Source organism: Haloferax gibbonsii, assembly GCF_001190965.1.
GTDB lineage: Archaea > Halobacteriota > Halobacteria > Halobacteriales > Haloferacaceae > Haloferax > Haloferax gibbonsii.
The window spans coordinates 2,457,333-2,474,373 of record NZ_CP011947.1; the positions used below are offsets into that span (position 1 = coordinate 2,457,333).

Consider the following 17,041-nt stretch of genomic DNA (forward strand, 5'->3'; position numbering starts at 1 on the left):
CTATATCCACCCGTCGGCGTCGCTCCCGGACTCGCCTTCGGCGTCGCCGACCTTCTCTTCGTCTCGCCACTCGTCGGCGAGTCGACCGTATCGAAGCACGTCGACGTGGTCGCCGTCGACGAATCCCTGTTCCCGGTGGACGCCCTCGCGTTCGAAGCCGGCCTTCTCCAGCACGCGGGTCGACGCCGGGTTCGTCTCGTAGGCGTTCGCGTACAGTTTGTTGAGTCGGCGCTCGCCGAAGGCGTAGCCGCAGAGCGTCCGCAGCGCGTCTGTCGCGTAGCCGTTGCCCCAGTGGTCGGGCGCGACGAGATAGCCGACCTCGGCCGCGCCGGTGACGACGTTCGGCGGTTTGAGCCCGATAGTCCCGACCGGGTCGCCGTCGACCGCGACGACGAAGTTGATGTCGTCGCCGTCGCCGCGCGACTCGACCCACTCGCGCTCTGTCGCCCGCGTCACCGGGTCGGCGGCGGCGATTCCCCGCCGAACCCGCGGGTCGTTGACCGTCTCGTGGAGGAACTCGACGTGCTCCGACTCGACGGTTCTGAGTTCGACGCGGTCGCCTTCGAGAAACGCGGCTCCGCACATATCCCGTCCGTCGTCGCGGTCGCACTTCAACGTGGGCGTGCGGAGCACGCGGTATCTGTCGGCGAGCCCCACGGAACCGGTTCGATTCGTCCAGAGTTAGACACCGTTTTCACGCCGCGTCGACAGAGCGTGTCACATGTCTCGACGCGGTCTCGAAACGGGACTCTCCGCCGGCCTGCTCGTCGCCGCACTCGGCGGCATCGCGTGGGCGACCGGCGAGCCGTTCGTCTTTCCGAGCCTCGGCCCCACGGCGTTCGTCCTCGCCTTCCGCCGTCGCGGCGGGCGCTCCCGCTCGTCTCGCATCGTCGGCGGCCACGCCGTCGGCGCCGTCGTCGGCTTCGCGGCCTACGCGCTCGTCGCCCCCGGCGTGACGCTCGACCCGTCGCTCTCGGCCGCGTCGACGGACACGCTGCGCCTCGTCACCAGCGGGGCGGTCTCGGTCGCCGCGACGGGCTGGGGGATGGTCGAACTCGACGCGGTCCATCCCCCGGCCTGCGCGACGACGCTCATCGTCTCGCTCGGCCTGCTCTCGACGCCGCAGTCGGTCGCGACTATCGTCGCGAGCGTGGTCGTTCTCGTGGGGGTCCACCGGGCGACGGACGCGCTGTTCGCTGAGATGTACGGGGACAGTCCAACCGACGCGGGAACGCGGAGTTGAGGTCTGGGCCGGCCCTCGGAGGCCGCTCGGAGACCCATTGGAAGCCGATCGGACGGTCGATTCTCGGTACCGCCGGCTCGAATCGATAGCCGAGAGAATAGATGGGGAGAGGGCGAATGATTCCGCTCGTCGCCCTGATGTGCCTCTGACAGCAGCAAACGTAATTCGTCATGGAGCAACTTATGATTTCTGTGAAACACGTTCGCACCGGCCGCGCTAGGGTCGCTCGCGTGCAAACGTGGCATATCCGGCATCGGTGAGCCTCCGCCCCGACTGACATTCCGCGACAAGAGACACCTACGACGACAGGTATATGTGCCATGGTCTCAATTGACACGCTGTATCGCTATGAAGCCGTGCCACAGCTGTCAGGCGGTTATCGACGAGTACATCCTGGACAAAAAGCTCGAAGTGCTGCGCGACCTCACGGTTGACGACTTCAACCTCTGTGCTGACTGCACGACAGTCGTCGCCGATGCGTGCGTGGAATGCGGCGGTGGCGTCTATGTCCCGCGGGGCGAAACGACGGTCCCCGACTACTGTCCGGCGTGCCGCGCGGACCTCATCCGGCGCACGGGGAGCGACCCCGGCTGGACCTGCGATGCCGTCTCGACCTGAGTAGCGGTTCCCGGCCGTTTTTTGGTGGTTGTTGCAGGGTGTGACGAACAGTCACACCGTGTTTGTCCCAGAGTCACCACGAGATTTTTGTCCGCCGCCGAGAAAAATGTTGTATGGCTGAAAAGAGTGTGGTCGAGTTCGTCGAGGAGTGGCAACGCGGCGCGTTTCTCCTGCTCGGTTCGGCGCTCGTGGGAGGCGTCTCCGCGGTGTTCGTCGGGTCGCGGACTGGCGGAACGATGGGGCTGTTGGCGTTCTTCGTCGGCTCGGTGCTGGCGTTTCTGGCGTTTTCGTATCTGTTCTACGGGGAGTGAGGTTCTTGTGGACTGCTGGCAGAACAAGTTAACTAGAACAACGTCCACGTCGGTCGAGTCTAGGCCATGAGTTTACATTAGGTCGAAAGAATCCGCACAGCGAGCTGGGTCCGCTACACAAGAAATCACGAAAGAGGTCTGGCGGCTGGTGAGTAGAGTTTTCACACACGTTGTATATATGTTCATTTAGATCTCATGTCCTGGTTTAAGGAATTATTCAAATCAGGTATGTCACTAGCTGGGCGGGTATTGTTCTCTGTTGGTCTGGTTAGTCTCTTATTTGTTCAACTATCTGGAGTTATTCAAAGTCACCCAATATACACCCCGCTTGCTCCGTATGACTGGCCCGCCTTAGGTATCGTTGCGGGTGGGTTCCTCATTCTATTCAGTACACTCATTCGCGATGGGCCCCGGCGAGTTGGGCAAGACAACGTCCGAGTTGTCCCAACAGTAGATTCCGATCAAGAACTCTCAACTCTTCTCGAAGAGGCTCAAACTGTAGTTGGTCATCAGGTCAGTTCAATCCAGAATTTGCGAACAGACGCGATTCAGTTGATCAAGTTGAACCTACTGTTAGCCAGTATTCTCATTTCGGCCATTGCTATTGGTATCGACTCTGACTCTTGCGTCACCGCAGTTTCTTTTGTAAACGTGTTCACGAAGGTAGGGAGTGGACTACTGACGTTTTCAATCTTCTCGGCAACGTACCTGTATGTAACCGTGGAGTATACTGGTGGTATCTCTGGTGACACGCTTGACCAGATATTCATTTCCCAAGAGCACTCACAGGTTTTTGTGGAAAATTGGCTTCTGAGTGGATACGAAGAGTGGATACGGGGAAATTCGGTCGTCCAGCGGGACGGTGCGATTCTGATTGGTCTTTCCACTCTGCTGACTATCTCTGCGTTAGTTATGTTCGGAAACGGGTTCCTCGCAGCAGTAGAGTGTTCTATTTAGCTAGTTTCGGCTCTGTTTAAATCCTTTAGCGTTGACATTGGAGAGAGCGCTCTTTCTGGCTAGTTTCCGTGGATCACAGTGAAAACTGGTCTCTCAACAAATCGCAAGACGGCAAGAGGATTTCAACAGAGCCCTAGTTTCAGCTCTGACTTAGTCGTGCGTGACTGTAATCCCCCGAGAATGTGAGACAGTTCTTGAGTACCGGATCAAACTGAACACAGGCGCACTCGATTCTTGCACCGCGAGGCGAGCAGAGCGAGCCCTCGCGGGGAGTTTTTGGTCCACCGTGAGACGCGAGGCGTCTCACGAGCATTCGTTCGCTGTCGCTCACGAGGACAGCTTTTTGCGAGGAGACTGTCGCTCGCAGAGCGACAGTCGACGACGTAAAACGGTGGTACGGGGCCGCTGAGAGTCGAACGTCGGAAGACGGTCCCGCTCGCTTCGCTCGCGGGCTGCGACTTCCGGGCTCGACGCTCAGCTCCGTCCATACGTCACCCGACGCGCGGGTCTCGCCGGAGTCCTGACGGACTCACGGCTCGTCGTGTTGCGTCGGCAAAAGTATGGGACCGCTGAGAGTCGAACTCAGGTCCTACCGACCCCATCGGCAGAGGATACCACTACCCCACGGTCCCGGGGTGCATTCAAAGCGATGCGTGTCTCGCGGTTAAGCCCTTCGTTTCGTCGCGGCGACGCGAAGAGCTGGCGTGCCACGGTATCGCACCGTCGTCGTGCGGTTCGAACGGTGCCAAGAAACCGATTCCGCCCCACGAGTACGCTTTTGCCGCCTCGGAAGTAATGACAACGCATGTTCACGTCCCTCCAGAGCGTCCCGCTCGGACTCCTCCCGTTCGTCGCGATGCTCCTCGTCCTCCTCGCGGTGGGCGTCGCAGGCCTCCGGTGGTGGTCGATTCGCCGCGGTTCCGAGTCCGAACCGTCGGCGGAGCGCCCCGAGGAGTCCCACGGCTACCCGCTGGCGTCGTGGCGCTACGTCTACGACCTCGACAAGTCGGACGCGAAACGAGAGGTCGCGTCGGTCAACGAGCAGGCGGAGACGCTCGCGGACGCGGAGAAAAAGCGCCGGAGAAAGTAGCGCGAAGCGGCCTCAGACTAACACGGCTTCCAGCGAGACGACCTCGCCGGCGTCGGCGTCCGCGTCGCCGACGAGTTCGCCCAGACAGACGGCCGAACCGTCGTCGGTGTAACAGGCGACGAGGTCGCCGCGGGAGGCGTCGGCGTCGACGTCGAAGACGCCGGGCGCGTAGACGGGCGCGCCGTTGGCGACCTCGCGGGCCGCGCTGTTGGCCACGGTGACCGATGGGAGGTGCGACAGCGCCCGCTCGGCGGGCGAGACCACGTCGCGGAGCCACGACTCGTCGCCCTCCTCGGCGAACGCGAGGGCGTCCGTGAGGTCGTGGAGCGTGGCGAGGTCCGCGTCGTCGAAGGGGTCGGTCGCGGTCCGGCGGAGGTGACCCATGTGGCCGCCGGTACCGAGCGCGAGTCCGAGGTCGTGACACAGTTTCCGGATGTACGTGCCCGACTCGCACCGGATGCGCAACAGCGCCTGTCTGTCTTTCACTTCGAGGAGGTCGAGGTCGTACACCTCGCGGACGCGGAGGCGGCGCGAGACGGCGGACTTCCGCGGGGGCTTCTGGTAGAGCTTCGATTCGAACTCGGCGACGGTCGAGTCGATGTCGGCCGGCGCGGGCCCGTGGAGTTCGAGCACGGAGACGTACTCCTTCGAGCCTTCGAGGAACACCTGCGCCATGCGGGTCGCGTCGCCGAGGAGCGTGGGGAGACAGCCGGTCACCTTCGGGTCGAGCGTCCCCGAGTGAGCGGCGCGGTCGACGTCGGCCATGTCGCGGACCCAGCCGGTGACTTGGTGGGCCGACGGCCCCGGCGGCTTGTCGAGGTTGACGACGCCGAACGAGAGCAGGTCGTCGACGCTCCGGTGTTCGGGCGGGTCTCGGAGCATGGTCAGAAGTCGTAACGGACGCCGTCGACCGGGTACTTGCCCTCGTCGGCTTCGGGGTCGTAGGAGTCGACCGCGGCGATGCAGACGGCCGTCACCTCGTCGGGCCCCCAGCGGGCGGTGTTGAGCGCGATATCGTAGATAGAGAGGTCAGTGATGTCGATGTCGTAGTAGGCGTCGTACCGCTTGGCCTCGCTCGCCTCGCGGGTCGTCGTCTCCTCGCGGGCGATGTCGGGCGCTTTGTCCTCGCGGTCGGCGATGCGCTCGGCGCGAACGTCGACGGGGGCGTCGAGCCAAAAGCGGAGGTCTGCGGCGTCCCCGGCGAGCCAGCCGGCGAGGCGAGATTCGAGGAGCACGTCGTCGCGGTCGAGGGCGATGTCGCGGAGGCGGCGGTCGAGGTCGCGGTCGATTTGGTCGTCCTCCTCGGCGAGTTTGTTGAACTCGACGGCGGTCATGTCGCGCTCGGCGGCGAGCTCGCGGAAGATGTCCCCGCCGCTTATGTGTTCGAGGTCGAACGCCTCGGCGAGCGCGGCGGCGGTCGTGCTTTTCCCGCTGCCCGGTGGTCCGGAGACGGTCAGTAACATATCCATGCTGCGTGCGGTCGGCTAAAAGGTGTTATCGTTGCCGACGGCCCCTGCGGAGGCTTCTCACGGGGGAGAGTGGGAGAGAACCGAGGGTGGTGAGACGCGGAAACGGAGAGAGAGACGGAGTCGTTTCGAGTCGCTCGGGTCGGCTTACGACGCCGACGGCGACATGTCGATGTTCAGGCTCTTGCGGATGATCTGGGTGAAGCCCATCGAGCAGAGGAAGTACCAGACAATCCACGCCTGCATCGGGCCGATGACACCCTGCTTCCACTCGACGGACCCGACGAGCGGGAGCACGATGTTATCGGTGACGATGTGCGGGTCGGAGCCCCCGCCGACGCCGATGGCCCAGTACATCCAGAGGAACACCGGGATGGTGAGGAACATGATCCAGACCATCGGGCGGAACTGCTCTTTGAACATGCCCATCTGGTCGCCCATCGCCTCCATCTGCTCTTCTTGAATCTTCTCGAGCGCCGCGTCGTCGCCGCGCTCCTTGGCGTCCTTCTGTCGCTGTTGGATGTCCTTCATCCGCTCTTGATACATGCCCATCTTCTCCATGTCCATGAGGTTCGCCTGCAGGAGCGTGGAGTAGAGTCCGGTCGCGAGCGCGAGGACCATCACGACGGCGTAGAACGGGAGCATGTCGGCCAGCGGGCCGAGCGCCACGTCCATCACGCCGCCGATGACGTTCCGGACCTCGGAGACGGAGTAGCCGAGGAACAGGCCGACCGTGACGACGGCCGCGCCCTTGTCGTACTTCGACCACGAGGAGTCACCGGTGTCGGTATCGACCGACGAGGACGACGACGAGCCGCCGGAGTCGGACGTGTCGTCTTCGAGGCCGGCGCGGGTCTCCGCCGCGTCGGCGAGCCGGAACCCCTCGTCGCCGTCGACGAGGATGCCTTTCTCGATGAGGCGACCCCACTGGCCGCTCGTGAGCTCGTCGCGAACGTCGGCCCACTCGACTTCTCCGTCGTCCGCCCGTTCGATGACGGTTTCGACGGCGGCGCGCATGTCGGCGTCGGAGCCGACGAGGTCGCGCACCCGAGATTCGATTCGTGCCATTACCGGCCCTTTAGCAACCGGCTGTTATCAAGGTTTTACTCTGGAGACGAGAGCGGGCGCGCCGGCGACAGCGCCGGCGCTCCGAGTATAGTCGGTGAAAAACGTCGTTCCGAGTGCGCGCTTACGCGTCGTCGACGACGACCTGAACGTCCTCGAAGACCTCGTCGGGGGTCTGTTCGCCGTCGACCTCGACGAGGACGCCCTCGTCGCGGTAGTGTTCGATGACCGGCTCGGTGTTCTCCTTGAACACCGACAGGCGCTCGCGGACCGTCTCTTCGGTGTCATCGTCGCGCTGGACCAGTTCGCCGCCGCAGTCGTCGCAGACGCCCTCCGCTTCGGGCTGGTTGAACTTCACGTGGAAGTTCGTGCCGCAGTCGTCGCAGACGCGGCGGCCGGTGAGGCGCTCGACGAGCTCGGACTCGGCGACCTTCAGGTAGATGACCGCGTCGAGGTCGGTGATCTCGGTGAGGTACTCCGCCTGCGAGAGGTTCCGCGGGTAGCCGTCGAGGACGTAGCCATCGGCGTCTTCCAGCGCGGCCTCGACGATTTCGTTGACGACCGCGTCGGGGACGAGTTCGCCCTTCTCCATGAACGAGCGGGGCGTCCCGTACTCGGTCTCCATGTCCTTGTTCGCGCGCAGCGCGTCGCCGGTGGTGACGTGTTCGACGCCGTAGGTCTCGGCGAGTCGCTTCGACTGTGTGCCCTTACCTGCGCCCGGCGCTCCGAGCAGGAGGATGCGCTTTCCCATATCTGACCCCATCCGGCGAGAGCATATAGTGTTGAAGATACGTACTGAGTTCTGCGACGGCGGCGGTCAGAGGAACGAGACAATGTTGCTCCTTGTTCGTCGTTCTACAGCTCTCACGGCCGTCCCACCGCGCTGTTCGCGGGTTTTGTTGCCGGTTTCGCAGACGGAAGCGACACGTTCAACGGCGCGGCCCTCGTGGCACCGACAGATGCGCGATTCGTCCCTCATGCGCGACGCGTTCGGCGCGGCCACCGTCGAGCGCGCGTACGGTCTGTGGTGTACGCTCGAACGCGGCTGGCGCGCGACCGCCCTCGGGCTCGTTGTCGTGACCGTCCTCGCGACGCTCGGGCCGTGAGCGTCGGGGAGAGCTCGGACGCCGGCATCGGCCGGCTCGCGCGACTCGCACCGGGCGTCGGCATCCTCGTCGTCCTCGCGGGGGCGGCGGCGCTCGTGGCCGGCTTCGTCCCCGGCGTCAACGCGCTCCTGCTCGGCGTGCTCTTCGGGGCCGTCGTCGCCAACACGGTCGGCGTTCCCGACTGGGCGCGCCCCGGCGTCGACACGCAGAAGCTCCTCCTCGAAACGGGTATCGTCCTGCTCGGCGCTCGCATCGCAATCGACGAACTCGTCGCCTCCGGGCCGGTGCTCGTCGCGCTCGTCGTCGTCACCGTCGCCGCCGGCGTCCTCCTCGTCGAGGCCGTCGCCGGCCGCGTGTTCGGCCTCGCCGACAAGACCGGGTCGCTCCTCGCGGCCGGCGCGAGCGTCTGCGGCGTCTCCGCGGCCACCGCCATCGCCGGCACCATCGACGCCGACGGCGAGTCCCTCACCCACGTCGTCGCCGCGGTCCTCCTGTTCGACGCGCTCACCCTCGCGGTGTTCCCCATCGCCGGCGACCTGCTTCCGCTGTCCGGCCGTCAGTTCGGCATCTGGGCCGGCCTGAGCATGTTCAGCACCGGCCCCGTCACCGCGGCCGGCTTCGCCCACTCCGAGGTCGCCGGTCGCTGGGCGACCGTGACCAAACTCGCGCGAAACTCCATGCTCGGCTTCGTCGCCGTCGCCTACGCGGTTCGCTACGCCGGCCGGGCCGAGGAGGCAGCCACCGGTCTGCGCGCCGTCTTCGACGGCGTTCCCCGGTTCCTCGTCGGCTTCGTCGCCGTCGCCGCCGTCGCCAACCTCGGCCTCCTCTCGGAGGCGACGCTCGCGACCGTCGGCACCGCCAGCGACGCCCTGTTCGCGCTCGCGTTCGTCGGTCTCGGACTCGACGTTCGGCTCGACGCGATGCGACAGACGGGCGCGGCTCCGCTCGCCGTCCTCGGACTGCAACTGCTCACCATCAGCGCGCTCGCGCTCGTCGCGGTTCTCGCGCTGTTCTGACGCGCTGACGGCCGTTCCGGTCGCTCCGCGGTCCGGGACTCACCGCCCCGACGCGGGCCGTTTTTGTACCGCGCGCGTGTAGCAAGTCGCATGACCCGATTCGAGGCCGACACCGCGCGCGAGCGCCGAAAGCTCTTCGCCGACGCCGTGTCGGCGCACCGCGACCGCGGCAGCGCCTTTCTCACCATCGAGGCCGAACGCCTCGCCGACGTCGACGGCGAGGGGCCCGGCCCGTGGATTCAGTTCGCCGACCAGACGTTCAACATGGACGTGACCGACGAGGAACTCGACCGGCTCAAGGGGCTGCTCGCGGAGTTCCCCGAGTTCCGAATCGACCAACTGGAGAGCCCCGAGGAGGCCGAGGGGACGAACGTCCGCATCACCGCCCGCTCGGACGCGAACCGCCTCGCCGGCTTCGCAGACCGCGTCTTTCAGGCGGTCTACGGCCGCGACGAGGCGTACCGGGCGTGGGTCACCGCCGTCTGAGCGGGCGGGTTCCCTCCGCGTTCGATTCGATTCGACGCTGTGCCCCGGTTTGCGAACTTCTAAATCTATTGCCGCACAACCTCCGCGCATGAATTCCCGACGGTCACGTTGTGAAGTGGGCTCGCTCGCCCCGGCACAATCCCGTTCCGCCGGGTGGAATCGCCTCCCTTACTCCACTCTCGCAGGTCCGACACATGACTGAACACGTCGAGTCGCTGTTCTCTCGCCCGCTGCTCCCGCTCGCGAACGCGGACGACGCCGATACCACCTGTGCCACCGCGTTCCCGCGCATCGCGGCGGCCGATGGTCGGGCCTCCGTCGTCCACGTCATCGAGAAGGCGGGCGGCGCGCCGGACAAAGCCGGCGTCGAACAGCGCGAGGAGGTCGCGGACGAACTGTTCGACATCGCCCGCCGCGCCGCGGACGACGCCGGCATCGAACTTCAGACCGACCTCCGGTTCGCGACCGACGTCGGCGACGCCATTCTCGAAGCGGCTCGTGAGGCCGACGCGACGGCCATCGTCTTCACCCCGCGCGGCGGCCGCTCGTGGTGGGACCTCTTTTCGGGCGCGGTCCGCGAGGAGTTGATTCGGCACAGCGACCGTCCCGTGGTCGTGCTGCCGGCGGACGACGCCGACGAAGACGGTGAAACATGACGGACGAGGAACTCGCCAAAGACCTCGGCCCGCTCGCGGCGTTGACTATCGGTATCGGGACGATGATCGGCGCGGGCATCTTCGTGCTTCCGGGGGCAGCGGTCCAACAGGCCGGGCCGCTCGCGGCCGCCGCGTTCGTCCTCGGCGGCGTCATCGCGCTCTTGACCGCCATGTCCGCCAGCGAACTGGGCACCGCGATGCCGAAATCCGGCGGCGCGTACTACTACATCAACCACGCCCTCGGGCCGCTGTTCGGCAGCGTCGCCGGGTGGGGCAACTGGATGGGGCTCGCGTTCGCCTCCGCGTTCTACATGACCGGGTTCGGTCAGTACGTGGTGACGTTCCTCCCCATTCCGAGCCTCGTCCTCGGCGGTATCACGGTTTCCGGCGTGAAACTCGTCGCCCTCGCGGGCGGTCTCCTCTTCGTGTTCATCAACTACGTCGGCGCGAAGGAGACGGGGAAGCTACAGAACGCCATCGTGCTCATCTTGTTGGCCATCCTCGCCGTGTTCACGGTCTTCGGACTGCTGAACGCGGACCTCGCAAAACTCCGACCGTTCGTCCCGCCGGACAAGGGCGTGTCGCCGCTCCTCCCCGTGACCGGCCTCATTTTCGTCTCGTACCTCGGATTCGTCCAGATCACCTCCGTCGCGGAGGAGATCAAGAACCCCGGGAAGAACCTCCCGCGAGCCGTCCTCGGCAGCGTCGTCATCGTGACGGTGGTGTACGCGCTCGTCCTCCTGACCGTGCTGGCCGCCGTGGACAACAGCCTCGTCGCCGGAAACGACACCGCCGTCGTCGACGTCGCCCGGCTCCTCATCGGTCCGGTCGGCGCGGGCGCGATGCTGTTCGGCGGCCTCCTCGCGACCGCCTCGTCCGCGAACGCCTCGATTCTCGCCTCCTCGCGCATCAACTTCGCCATGGGGCGCGACCGCATCGTCTCCGAGGAACTCAACGAGATTCACCCCCGGTTCGGCACGCCGTACCGCTCTATCGCCATCACCGGCGGGTTCATCCTCCTGTTCATCCTGCTGGCCGACGTCAACACCCTCGCGAACGCCGGGAGCGTCCTCCACCTCATCATCTACGGGCTGCTCAACGTTGCGCTCATCGTGATGCGCGTGTCCGACCCCGAGGATTACCAGCCGGACTACCGGGTTCCGCTGTACCCCATCACCCCCATCCTCGGGGCGATTACGTCGTTCGCCCTCATCGCCTTCTTCGCCAACAACATCGTCCTCCTCGCTGCCGGGTTCGTGGTGTTCGCCATGCTGTGGTACGCCGCCTACGCCCGCACCAGGGCGACGAAACAGGGCATCCTCGGGAAGTACCTGCTCCAGCAGTCGGAACAGCTCCCGGATGCCGCAGTCTCGGCCGCCACGTCGGTCCAGCCCGACGGCGGCTATCGCGTCATGGTCCCCCTCTCGAACCCCGAAAGCGAGCGCGACCTCATCTCGCTGGCCGGGGCCGTCACCAAGGCCAACGACGGGACGCTCGTCGGCGTCCACATCGTGAAGGTGCCCGACCAGACCGCGCTCGAATCGGCCCGCGAGGAGTACGACTTCGCCGAGGCCGACCGCCTGCTCGAACAGGCCCGCGTCGACGCCGACGAACTCGGCGTGGACATCGAGACCCACACGGTCCTCTCTCACCGGTCGTTCGAGGAGGTCTTCGACGCGGCGGAGACCTACAGCGCCGACCTCGTCGTCATGGGCTGGGGCCCCGACAGCCACGGGTCGCCCGGCCGCGCCGAGAGCGCGTTCGAGGAGATAACGCACGCGCTCCCCTACGACGTGTTGGTGCTGAAGGACCGCGGGTTCGACCCCTCGCACGTGCTCGTGCCGACCGCCGGCGGTCCGGACTCCGACCTCTCGGCGTCTATCGCCTCGGTCCTGCGCGAGTTCTGCGACGCGGAGATAGAGCTTCTCCACGTCGCCGACGACAGGGAAGCGGGTGAGCAGTTCCTCCGCGAGTGGGCCGACGAGCGCGGTCTCGGCGACGCCACGCTCACCGTCGAGACCGGCGACGTCGAGAGAGCCATCGAGTCGCACGCGACCGAGGCGTCGCTGCTCGTCGTCGGCGCGACGGAACGCGGCCTCCTCTCGCGGCTCGTCCGCGGCACCGTCGTCATGGACGTCGTCGACGACGTGGAGTGTTCGGTCCTCCTGGCCGAGCGGAGTCGCTCGCGGAGCATCAGGGAGCGCCTGTTCGGGTAGTCCGAAGGGCGCCGCGGAACCGACCCGTTTTCTCGCCGCCGATGGCCTCTCGCGTCGCCGCGGCACATTTGTCCTTCGCCGCCGTAGCGGGGGGTATGGCGAAGCAATCGGGGCTGTCGCGCGACGACGCGGAGCTGTCCGTCGAGGCGACGAGCCGCCGCATCGACGCGGGTGAGGTCACGCTCCACGCGGTCGAAGCCGGACCGGAAGACGGCGAACTCGTCGTCCTCCTCCACGGCTTTCCGGAGTGTTGGTACGCGTGGGCGGACTACCTCCGCCCGTTGACCGAAGCGGGCTACCGGGTCGTCGCGCTCGACCAGCGCGGCTACAACCTGAGCGACCGCCCCTCGGGCGTCGAGTGGTACAGCATCGACGAACTCGCCGACGACGTGGTCGGCGTCGCGGACGCGCTCGGCCACGAGAAGGCCCACGTCGTCGGTCACGACTGGGGCGGCGCGGTGGCGTGGTGGACCGCGCTCCACCACCGCGACCGGGTGCGTTCTCTCACCGCGATGAACCTCCCGCACCCGGTAGTGCTCTCCCGCCACCTCAGACGCGACCCGGCCCAGCAGCTCCGGAGCTGGTACGTCCTGTTCTTCCAACTGCCGAAGCTCCCCGAGCTCGTCGCCCCCGTCGGCGACTGGGCCGTCTTAGAGCGGACGATGACCGGCACCGCGCTTCCCGGCACGTTCTCGGCGACCGACCTCGACTGCTATCGCGCCGCGTGGTCGGTCTCCGGAGCCTACGGCTCGATGGTCGACTGGTACCGGGCGGTCGCCCGCGAGCGCCCGCGACCCCGCGTCGAGACGGTCGAGCCCCCGACGCTCGTCGTCTGGGGGACCCGGGACCGGTTCCTCCGGCCGAAGATGGCGCGCGAGAGCCTCGCGTTCTGCGAGGACGGCCACCTCAAGACGTTCGACGAGGCGACCCACTGGGTCCACCACGAGGAGCCGGTAGCCGTCGCCCGCGCGCTCGTCGAACACCTCGACGACGCGTGGCGAACGCCGAACAACACCCCCGACGAGGCGGGCCATCGCCCGGTCTGAGCTCCGCCGGCGATTTTGATTAATGAGCAGTATTTGCCGGCTGCTCGTTGAAGCTATATAGGTCCATCGAGGGAACTTAGCGAGGTTCTTGTACGTCCGGCGTGCACGTTGAATCGACGCGGGAGCAGTCCGGTGGTGGGACTTTCCATGCCCCTTCGAACCGTCTCCGCGTCTCTTCATGAGCAGGGACGGGGGACCGTCCCACCTTTCGACCGGCGAGCGACTGCGCCCACGACCGGGCCTCGAACCCCACCGGGCCGGACCCGTCGTCGCCGGATGAGTACGTTCTTACTCGCGGCCCCCGCAGGTCGCGTATGACCGACCTCGGAAAGGTCGACCGCGAGTTCTTCGACGAGTACATCTACCCGCGGTTGGGCGCGGCCCGCGACGACGTGGCGCTCGGCCCGACCCACGGCGTCGACTTCGGCCTCCTCGACATCGACGGCACCGCCGTCGCCATCGCGACCGACCCCGTCTCCGTGCTCCCCGCGCTCGGCTTCGAGCGCGCGGGCCGGTTCGCCATCGACATCGTCCTCTCGGACATCGCCGTCTCGGGGCTGGACCCCTCGCACCTCGCCGTCTCCTTTACCCTCCCGCCCGAGATGACGGACGAGCAGTTCGCCGAACTCTGGGGCGCGATGCACGACGAGGCCGACGACCTCGGCGTCAGCATCGTCACCGGCCACACCGCCCGCTACGCCGGCTGTTCGTACCCGTGGGTCGGCGGCGCGACCGCCCTCGCGGTCGGCGACCACGACGACGTGGTCCGCCCGGACGGCGCGAGACCCGGCGACGACGTGCTCGTGACGAAGGGCCCCGGCGTCGAGGCGACCGGCCTCCTGACGACGCTCTTTCCGGACGCCTTCGCCGACCTCGACGACGACGTGCTCGCCGCCGCGCAGGCGCGACTCGACGAGACCGACGCGGTCCGCGACGCGATGACCGTCTCGGCCGCCGGCGGCCGCGGCGTCCACGCCATGCACGACGCCACCGAGTGCGGCGTCCACGGCGCGCTCAACGAAATCGCCGAGAGCGCGGGCGTCCAACTCGAAATCGACGAGTCGAGCATCCCGTTCCGGCCCGGCGTCCGCGAGACCTGCGACTTCCTCGGCATCGACCCGTGGCGCTCGACCACCGCCGGGTCGCTCGTCGTCGCCACGGACCCCGACGTCACGGACGACGTGGTCGCCGCGCTCGACGCCCGCGGCACCCCCGTCGGCGTCGCCGGCACCGTCGTCGCGGGCGAGGGCGTCGTCGTCGACGGCGAGCGCATCGAGCACCCCGACGTTGACCCCTCGTGGGCCGCCTACGACCGGCTCGCCCGCGAGGCCGAGCAGTCGGGTGCCGACGAATAAGCAGACTCACCCCTCGTTTTCCAGCGCGTCAGCGACCCGGTCGAGCGCCGCGTCCGCCGCGTCGACGTCGGCCGCGAGGCTCAGAAAGCCGTGCGGCATGGCGGCCTCGTGGTCGTGGACGACGTCGACTCCCGCGGCGTCGAGTACCGATGCGTAGGCCGCGCCCTCGTTTCGAAGCGGGTCGAAGCCGGCGGTGACGACGTGCGCCGGCGGGAGGTCGGCGTGCGAGTCGGCCCGGAGCGGCGCGGCGAAGGGGTTGTAGCGGTCCACCGGGTTCCGGAGGTAGGTGTCGTGGGCCCACAGCACGTCGCGGCGGGTGAGAAGCGGGCCGTCGGCGTTCTCCCGGAGCGAGTCGTGGTCGGCCGAGCAGTCGGTCATCGGGTACAGGAGGACCTGTCTCTCGATGGTCGGGCCGTCGAACTCGCGGGCGTGGAGGGAGACGGCGGCCGCGAGATTCCCGCCGGCGCTGGTCCCCGCGACGGCGACTCGGTCGGAGTCTGTGCCGATGGGCGCACCGCGTTCTGCGACCCACTCGACCGCCCGCACACAGTCGTCGAGGCCGGCGGGAAACGGGTGTTCGGGCGCGAGTCGGTAGTCGACCGAGACGACGACGCGGCCCGAGCGGACCGCGAGCCGTCGGCAGACGCCGTCGATGGAGTCCAGCGTGCCCATCGCCCAGAGGCCGCCGTGAAAGAAGACGAGCGCGGGACGCGTCTCGCCGGATTCGGGGTGGTAGACGCGGAGCGGAATCTCGTGGGTCGAGGCGGCCCTGTCCCCGCCCTCGCCGGAGATTGCGAAGTTCGTAACGCGGGCGACCTCGGGCGCGTCGCCGGCCGAAAACACCTCGTCTTCGACCCGGCGGGCGCTCTCGACGCCGAGCGCGGACCACTCGGGGAGGCCCAGACGCTCGACCTCGGCGACGGCCGCGTGAGCCTGCGGGTCGAGGTCGGCCGCGCGGTCGGCGACACCGATGGCGGACGAGCCGTTAGAATCGTCCTCGGGGTCGCGTCGGGAGTCACCGTCAAAGAGAGCCATACCGGTGGGCCGCGGGCGACCGTGAAAAACACCACGCCGTGCGGGTCGTGAATCTACTTGTCGCGCCGGCGCTTCGACACGCGTATGACCGACGACCCCACCGTCGAGGCCGCCCGCGAGATGGACGCGGCGGACCCGCTTTCGGACCTCCGAGACCGCTTTTACGTCCCCGAGGGCGAACTGTACATGGACGGCAACTCGCTCGGCCCGCTGTCTGTCGACGCGGAGGCGGCCCTCGAACGCGTCGTCGACGAGTGGCGCGACCTCGCCATCCGCGGGTGGACCGACGCCGACCCGGAGTGGTTCACCTACGGCGAGCGACTGGGCGAGCGACTCGCCCCGCTCGTCGGCGCGACGCCCGAGGAGGTCGTCGTCGCCAACTCCACGACGGTCAACATCCACGCGCTCGTCGGGACGTTCTACGACCCCGCCCGCGGCGAGAACATCGTCGTCGACGACCTCGACTTCCCGACGGACCACTACGCGATTCGCGCGCAACTCCGGCACGCCGGCCGCGACCCCGACGAGGCGCTCCGCGTGGTCGAGAGCCGCGACGGGCGGACCATCGAGACCGAGGACGTGCTCGACGCCATCGACGACGACGTGGGGATGGTGTTTCTCCCCTCGGTCCTCTACCGGAGCGGCCAGCTGTTCGACGTCGAGGCCATCACCGAAGCCGCTCACGAGGCCGGCGCGCTGGCCGGCTTCGACCTCGCGCACTCGGTCGGCGCGGTCCCGCACCGGCTCTCCGAGGTCGGCGTGGACTTCGCCGTCTGGTGTCACTACAAGTACCTCAACGCGGGCCCCGGCTCCATCGCCGGCCTCTACGTCAACGAGCGCCACTTCGGCGTCACGCCCGCGCTGGCCGGCTGGTGGGGCAACGACAAGGAGACGCAGTTCGACATGGCGATGACCTACGAGCCGGCGCAGTCGGCCGGCGCGTTCCAGTCGGGGACGGTCCCGGTGCTGTCCGCGGCCCCCCTCGACGGCGCGCTCGACGTCGTCGAGGACGCCGGCGGCGTGGCCGCCCTCCGCGAGAAGTCGCTGGCGCTCACGGACTACCTCATCGCCCTCGTGGACGAGCGACTGCCGGAGTGCGAGGTCGGCACCCCGCGTGACCCCGCGGCCCGCGGCGGCCACGTCGCGGTCGAACACCCCGAGGCCTACCGCGTCAGCCTCGCGCTCAAGGAACGGGGCGTCATCGTGGACTTCCGTCAACCGAACGTCGTCCGGATGGCTCCCGCGCCGGCCTACGTCGGCTTCGAGGACGTGTACCGGGCGGTCGAGCACTTCCGAGAGATTCTGGACGGGGACGAATACGAGGCGTTCGAGAAGCAGAGCGGCGGCGTCACGTGAGGGTCGCGGCGGCGGGGAG

Annotated in this window: 18 protein-coding genes and 1 tRNA gene; 12 read left to right on the forward strand and 7 right to left on the reverse strand. The window is 67.2% G+C overall.

Annotation, left to right across the window (positions count from 1 at the left end):
• Positions 1-585, reverse strand: a complete 585-nt coding sequence (locus ABY42_RS12400) for a GNAT family N-acetyltransferase (protein ID WP_050459937.1) — start codon at positions 583-585, stop codon at positions 1-3.
• Between the two features lie 136 nt (positions 586-721).
• Here ABY42_RS12400 and ABY42_RS12405 point away from each other — a divergent pair, with 136 nt between their 5' ends.
• From ABY42_RS12405 to ABY42_RS12415, 3 genes are all read left to right on the forward strand, one after another.
• Positions 722-1,243 (forward strand): HPP family protein, encoded by a 522-nt coding sequence (locus ABY42_RS12405; RefSeq protein ID WP_050459645.1) that lies wholly within the window; start codon positions 722-724, stop codon positions 1,241-1,243.
• Between the two features lie 348 nt (positions 1,244-1,591).
• Positions 1,592-1,861, forward strand: coding sequence for a DUF7571 family protein (locus ABY42_RS12410; RefSeq protein WP_004042445.1), 270 nt, complete (start codon positions 1,592-1,594; stop codon positions 1,859-1,861).
• 113 nt (positions 1,862-1,974) lie between these two features.
• Complete coding sequence (locus ABY42_RS12415) at positions 1,975-2,172, forward strand: hypothetical protein (RefSeq protein ID WP_050459646.1); 198 nt, start codon at positions 1,975-1,977, stop codon at positions 2,170-2,172.
• A 1,518-nt stretch (positions 2,173-3,690) separates the two neighbouring features.
• Here the strand turns inward: ABY42_RS12415 and ABY42_RS12425 are convergent.
• Positions 3,691-3,761: transfer RNA gene (locus ABY42_RS12425), tRNA-Pro, on the reverse strand.
• A 173-nt stretch (positions 3,762-3,934) separates the two neighbouring features.
• Here ABY42_RS12425 and ABY42_RS12430 point away from each other — a divergent pair.
• Positions 3,935-4,219, forward strand: coding sequence for a hypothetical protein (locus ABY42_RS12430; protein ID WP_050459648.1), 285 nt, complete (start codon positions 3,935-3,937; stop codon positions 4,217-4,219).
• A 12-nt stretch (positions 4,220-4,231) separates the two neighbouring features.
• Here ABY42_RS12430 and ABY42_RS12435 read toward each other — a convergent pair whose 3' ends face one another.
• The 4 genes from ABY42_RS12435 to ABY42_RS12450 form a co-directional block, all read right to left on the reverse strand.
• Positions 4,232-5,101, reverse strand: coding sequence for an RNA-guided pseudouridylation complex pseudouridine synthase subunit Cbf5 (locus tag ABY42_RS12435; RefSeq protein ID WP_050459649.1), 870 nt, complete (start codon positions 5,099-5,101; stop codon positions 4,232-4,234).
• 2 nt (positions 5,102-5,103) lie between these two features.
• Positions 5,104-5,682, reverse strand: coding sequence for a (d)CMP kinase (gene cmk, locus ABY42_RS12440; protein WP_050459938.1), 579 nt, complete (start codon positions 5,680-5,682; stop codon positions 5,104-5,106).
• 150 nt (positions 5,683-5,832) lie between these two features.
• Positions 5,833-6,753, reverse strand: a complete 921-nt coding sequence (locus ABY42_RS12445; RefSeq protein WP_004975060.1) for a DUF106 domain-containing protein — start codon at positions 6,751-6,753, stop codon at positions 5,833-5,835.
• A gap of 121 nt (positions 6,754-6,874) precedes the next feature.
• On the reverse strand, positions 6,875-7,501 hold the full coding sequence (locus ABY42_RS12450) for an adenylate kinase (protein ID WP_050459650.1): 627 nt from the start codon (positions 7,499-7,501) through the stop codon (positions 6,875-6,877).
• Between the two features lie 208 nt (positions 7,502-7,709).
• Between ABY42_RS12450 and ABY42_RS19455 the strand changes: the two genes are divergently transcribed.
• The 7 genes from ABY42_RS19455 (at position 7,710) to ABY42_RS12480 (ending at position 14,631) form a co-directional block, all read left to right on the forward strand.
• A complete protein-coding gene (locus tag ABY42_RS19455) occupies positions 7,710-7,856 on the forward strand; it encodes a hypothetical protein (protein ID WP_156037881.1) in 147 nt (48 codons plus the stop codon).
• Positions 7,853-8,872, forward strand: coding sequence for a YeiH family protein (locus ABY42_RS12455; protein ID WP_050459651.1), 1,020 nt, complete (start codon positions 7,853-7,855; stop codon positions 8,870-8,872). The genes ABY42_RS19455 and ABY42_RS12455 overlap by 4 nt, the downstream gene beginning before the upstream one ends.
• 90 nt (positions 8,873-8,962) lie before the next feature.
• Positions 8,963-9,358 carry a hypothetical protein gene (locus tag ABY42_RS12460; protein WP_050459652.1) on the forward strand — a complete coding sequence of 132 codons (396 nt, stop codon included), beginning with the start codon at positions 8,963-8,965 and terminating at the stop codon, positions 9,356-9,358.
• Positions 9,359-9,552: 194 nt separating this feature from the next.
• Complete coding sequence (locus tag ABY42_RS12465; RefSeq protein WP_004975045.1) at positions 9,553-10,014, forward strand: universal stress protein; 462 nt, start codon at positions 9,553-9,555, stop codon at positions 10,012-10,014.
• Positions 10,011-12,230, forward strand: a complete 2,220-nt coding sequence (locus ABY42_RS12470) for an amino acid permease (protein ID WP_050459653.1) — start codon at positions 10,011-10,013, stop codon at positions 12,228-12,230. The genes ABY42_RS12465 and ABY42_RS12470 overlap by 4 nt, the downstream gene beginning before the upstream one ends.
• Positions 12,231-12,325: 95 nt before the next feature.
• The gene (locus tag ABY42_RS12475; protein WP_050459654.1) at positions 12,326-13,276 is read left to right on the forward strand and encodes an alpha/beta fold hydrolase; all 951 of its coding nucleotides are present in this window, start codon (positions 12,326-12,328) and stop codon (positions 13,274-13,276) included.
• Between the two features lie 314 nt (positions 13,277-13,590).
• Positions 13,591-14,631: an AIR synthase family protein gene (locus tag ABY42_RS12480; RefSeq protein ID WP_050459655.1), complete on the forward strand. Its 1,041-nt coding sequence runs from the start codon at positions 13,591-13,593 to the stop codon at positions 14,629-14,631.
• 6 nt (positions 14,632-14,637) lie between these two features.
• Here the strand turns inward: ABY42_RS12480 and ABY42_RS12485 are convergent, their stop codons facing one another.
• Complete coding sequence (locus ABY42_RS12485; protein ID WP_082220678.1) at positions 14,638-15,666, reverse strand: alpha/beta hydrolase; 1,029 nt, start codon at positions 15,664-15,666, stop codon at positions 14,638-14,640.
• Positions 15,667-15,750: 84 nt separating this feature from the next.
• Between ABY42_RS12485 and kynU the strand changes: the two genes are divergently transcribed.
• Positions 15,751-17,022 carry a kynureninase gene (gene kynU, locus ABY42_RS12490; protein ID WP_050459656.1) on the forward strand — a complete coding sequence of 424 codons (1,272 nt, stop codon included), beginning with the start codon at positions 15,751-15,753 and terminating at the stop codon, positions 17,020-17,022.
• Positions 17,023-17,041 lie beyond the last annotated feature (19 nt).

What these genes read in the sequence shown, in the direction of transcription:
- ABY42_RS12400 (WP_050459937.1), bottom strand. Translation starts at nt 585, where the DNA reads ATGTGCGGAGCCGCGTTTCTCGAAGGCGACCGCGTCGAACTCAGAACC.
- ABY42_RS12405 (WP_050459645.1), top strand. Translation starts at nt 722, where the DNA reads ATGTCTCGACGCGGTCTCGAAACGGGACTCTCCGCCGGCCTGCTCGTC.
- ABY42_RS12410 (WP_004042445.1), top strand. Translation starts at nt 1,592, where the DNA reads ATGAAGCCGTGCCACAGCTGTCAGGCGGTTATCGACGAGTACATCCTG.
- ABY42_RS12415 (WP_050459646.1), top strand. Translation starts at nt 1,975, where the DNA reads ATGGCTGAAAAGAGTGTGGTCGAGTTCGTCGAGGAGTGGCAACGCGGC.
- ABY42_RS12430 (WP_050459648.1), top strand. Translation starts at nt 3,935, where the DNA reads ATGTTCACGTCCCTCCAGAGCGTCCCGCTCGGACTCCTCCCGTTCGTC.
- ABY42_RS12435 (WP_050459649.1), bottom strand. Translation starts at nt 5,101, where the DNA reads ATGCTCCGAGACCCGCCCGAACACCGGAGCGTCGACGACCTGCTCTCG.
- cmk (WP_050459938.1), bottom strand. Translation starts at nt 5,682, where the DNA reads ATGTTACTGACCGTCTCCGGACCACCGGGCAGCGGGAAAAGCACGACC.
- ABY42_RS12445 (WP_004975060.1), bottom strand. Translation starts at nt 6,753, where the DNA reads ATGGCACGAATCGAATCTCGGGTGCGCGACCTCGTCGGCTCCGACGCC.
- ABY42_RS12450 (WP_050459650.1), bottom strand. Translation starts at nt 7,501, where the DNA reads ATGGGAAAGCGCATCCTCCTGCTCGGAGCGCCGGGCGCAGGTAAGGGC.
- ABY42_RS19455 (WP_156037881.1), top strand. Translation starts at nt 7,710, where the DNA reads ATGCGCGATTCGTCCCTCATGCGCGACGCGTTCGGCGCGGCCACCGTC.
- ABY42_RS12460 (WP_050459652.1), top strand. Translation starts at nt 8,963, where the DNA reads ATGACCCGATTCGAGGCCGACACCGCGCGCGAGCGCCGAAAGCTCTTC.
- ABY42_RS12465 (WP_004975045.1), top strand. Translation starts at nt 9,553, where the DNA reads ATGACTGAACACGTCGAGTCGCTGTTCTCTCGCCCGCTGCTCCCGCTC.
- ABY42_RS12470 (WP_050459653.1), top strand. Translation starts at nt 10,011, where the DNA reads ATGACGGACGAGGAACTCGCCAAAGACCTCGGCCCGCTCGCGGCGTTG.
- ABY42_RS12475 (WP_050459654.1), top strand. Translation starts at nt 12,326, where the DNA reads ATGGCGAAGCAATCGGGGCTGTCGCGCGACGACGCGGAGCTGTCCGTC.
- ABY42_RS12480 (WP_050459655.1), top strand. Translation starts at nt 13,591, where the DNA reads ATGACCGACCTCGGAAAGGTCGACCGCGAGTTCTTCGACGAGTACATC.
- ABY42_RS12485 (WP_082220678.1), bottom strand. Translation starts at nt 15,666, where the DNA reads ATGGCTCTCTTTGACGGTGACTCCCGACGCGACCCCGAGGACGATTCT.
- kynU (WP_050459656.1), top strand. Translation starts at nt 15,751, where the DNA reads ATGACCGACGACCCCACCGTCGAGGCCGCCCGCGAGATGGACGCGGCG.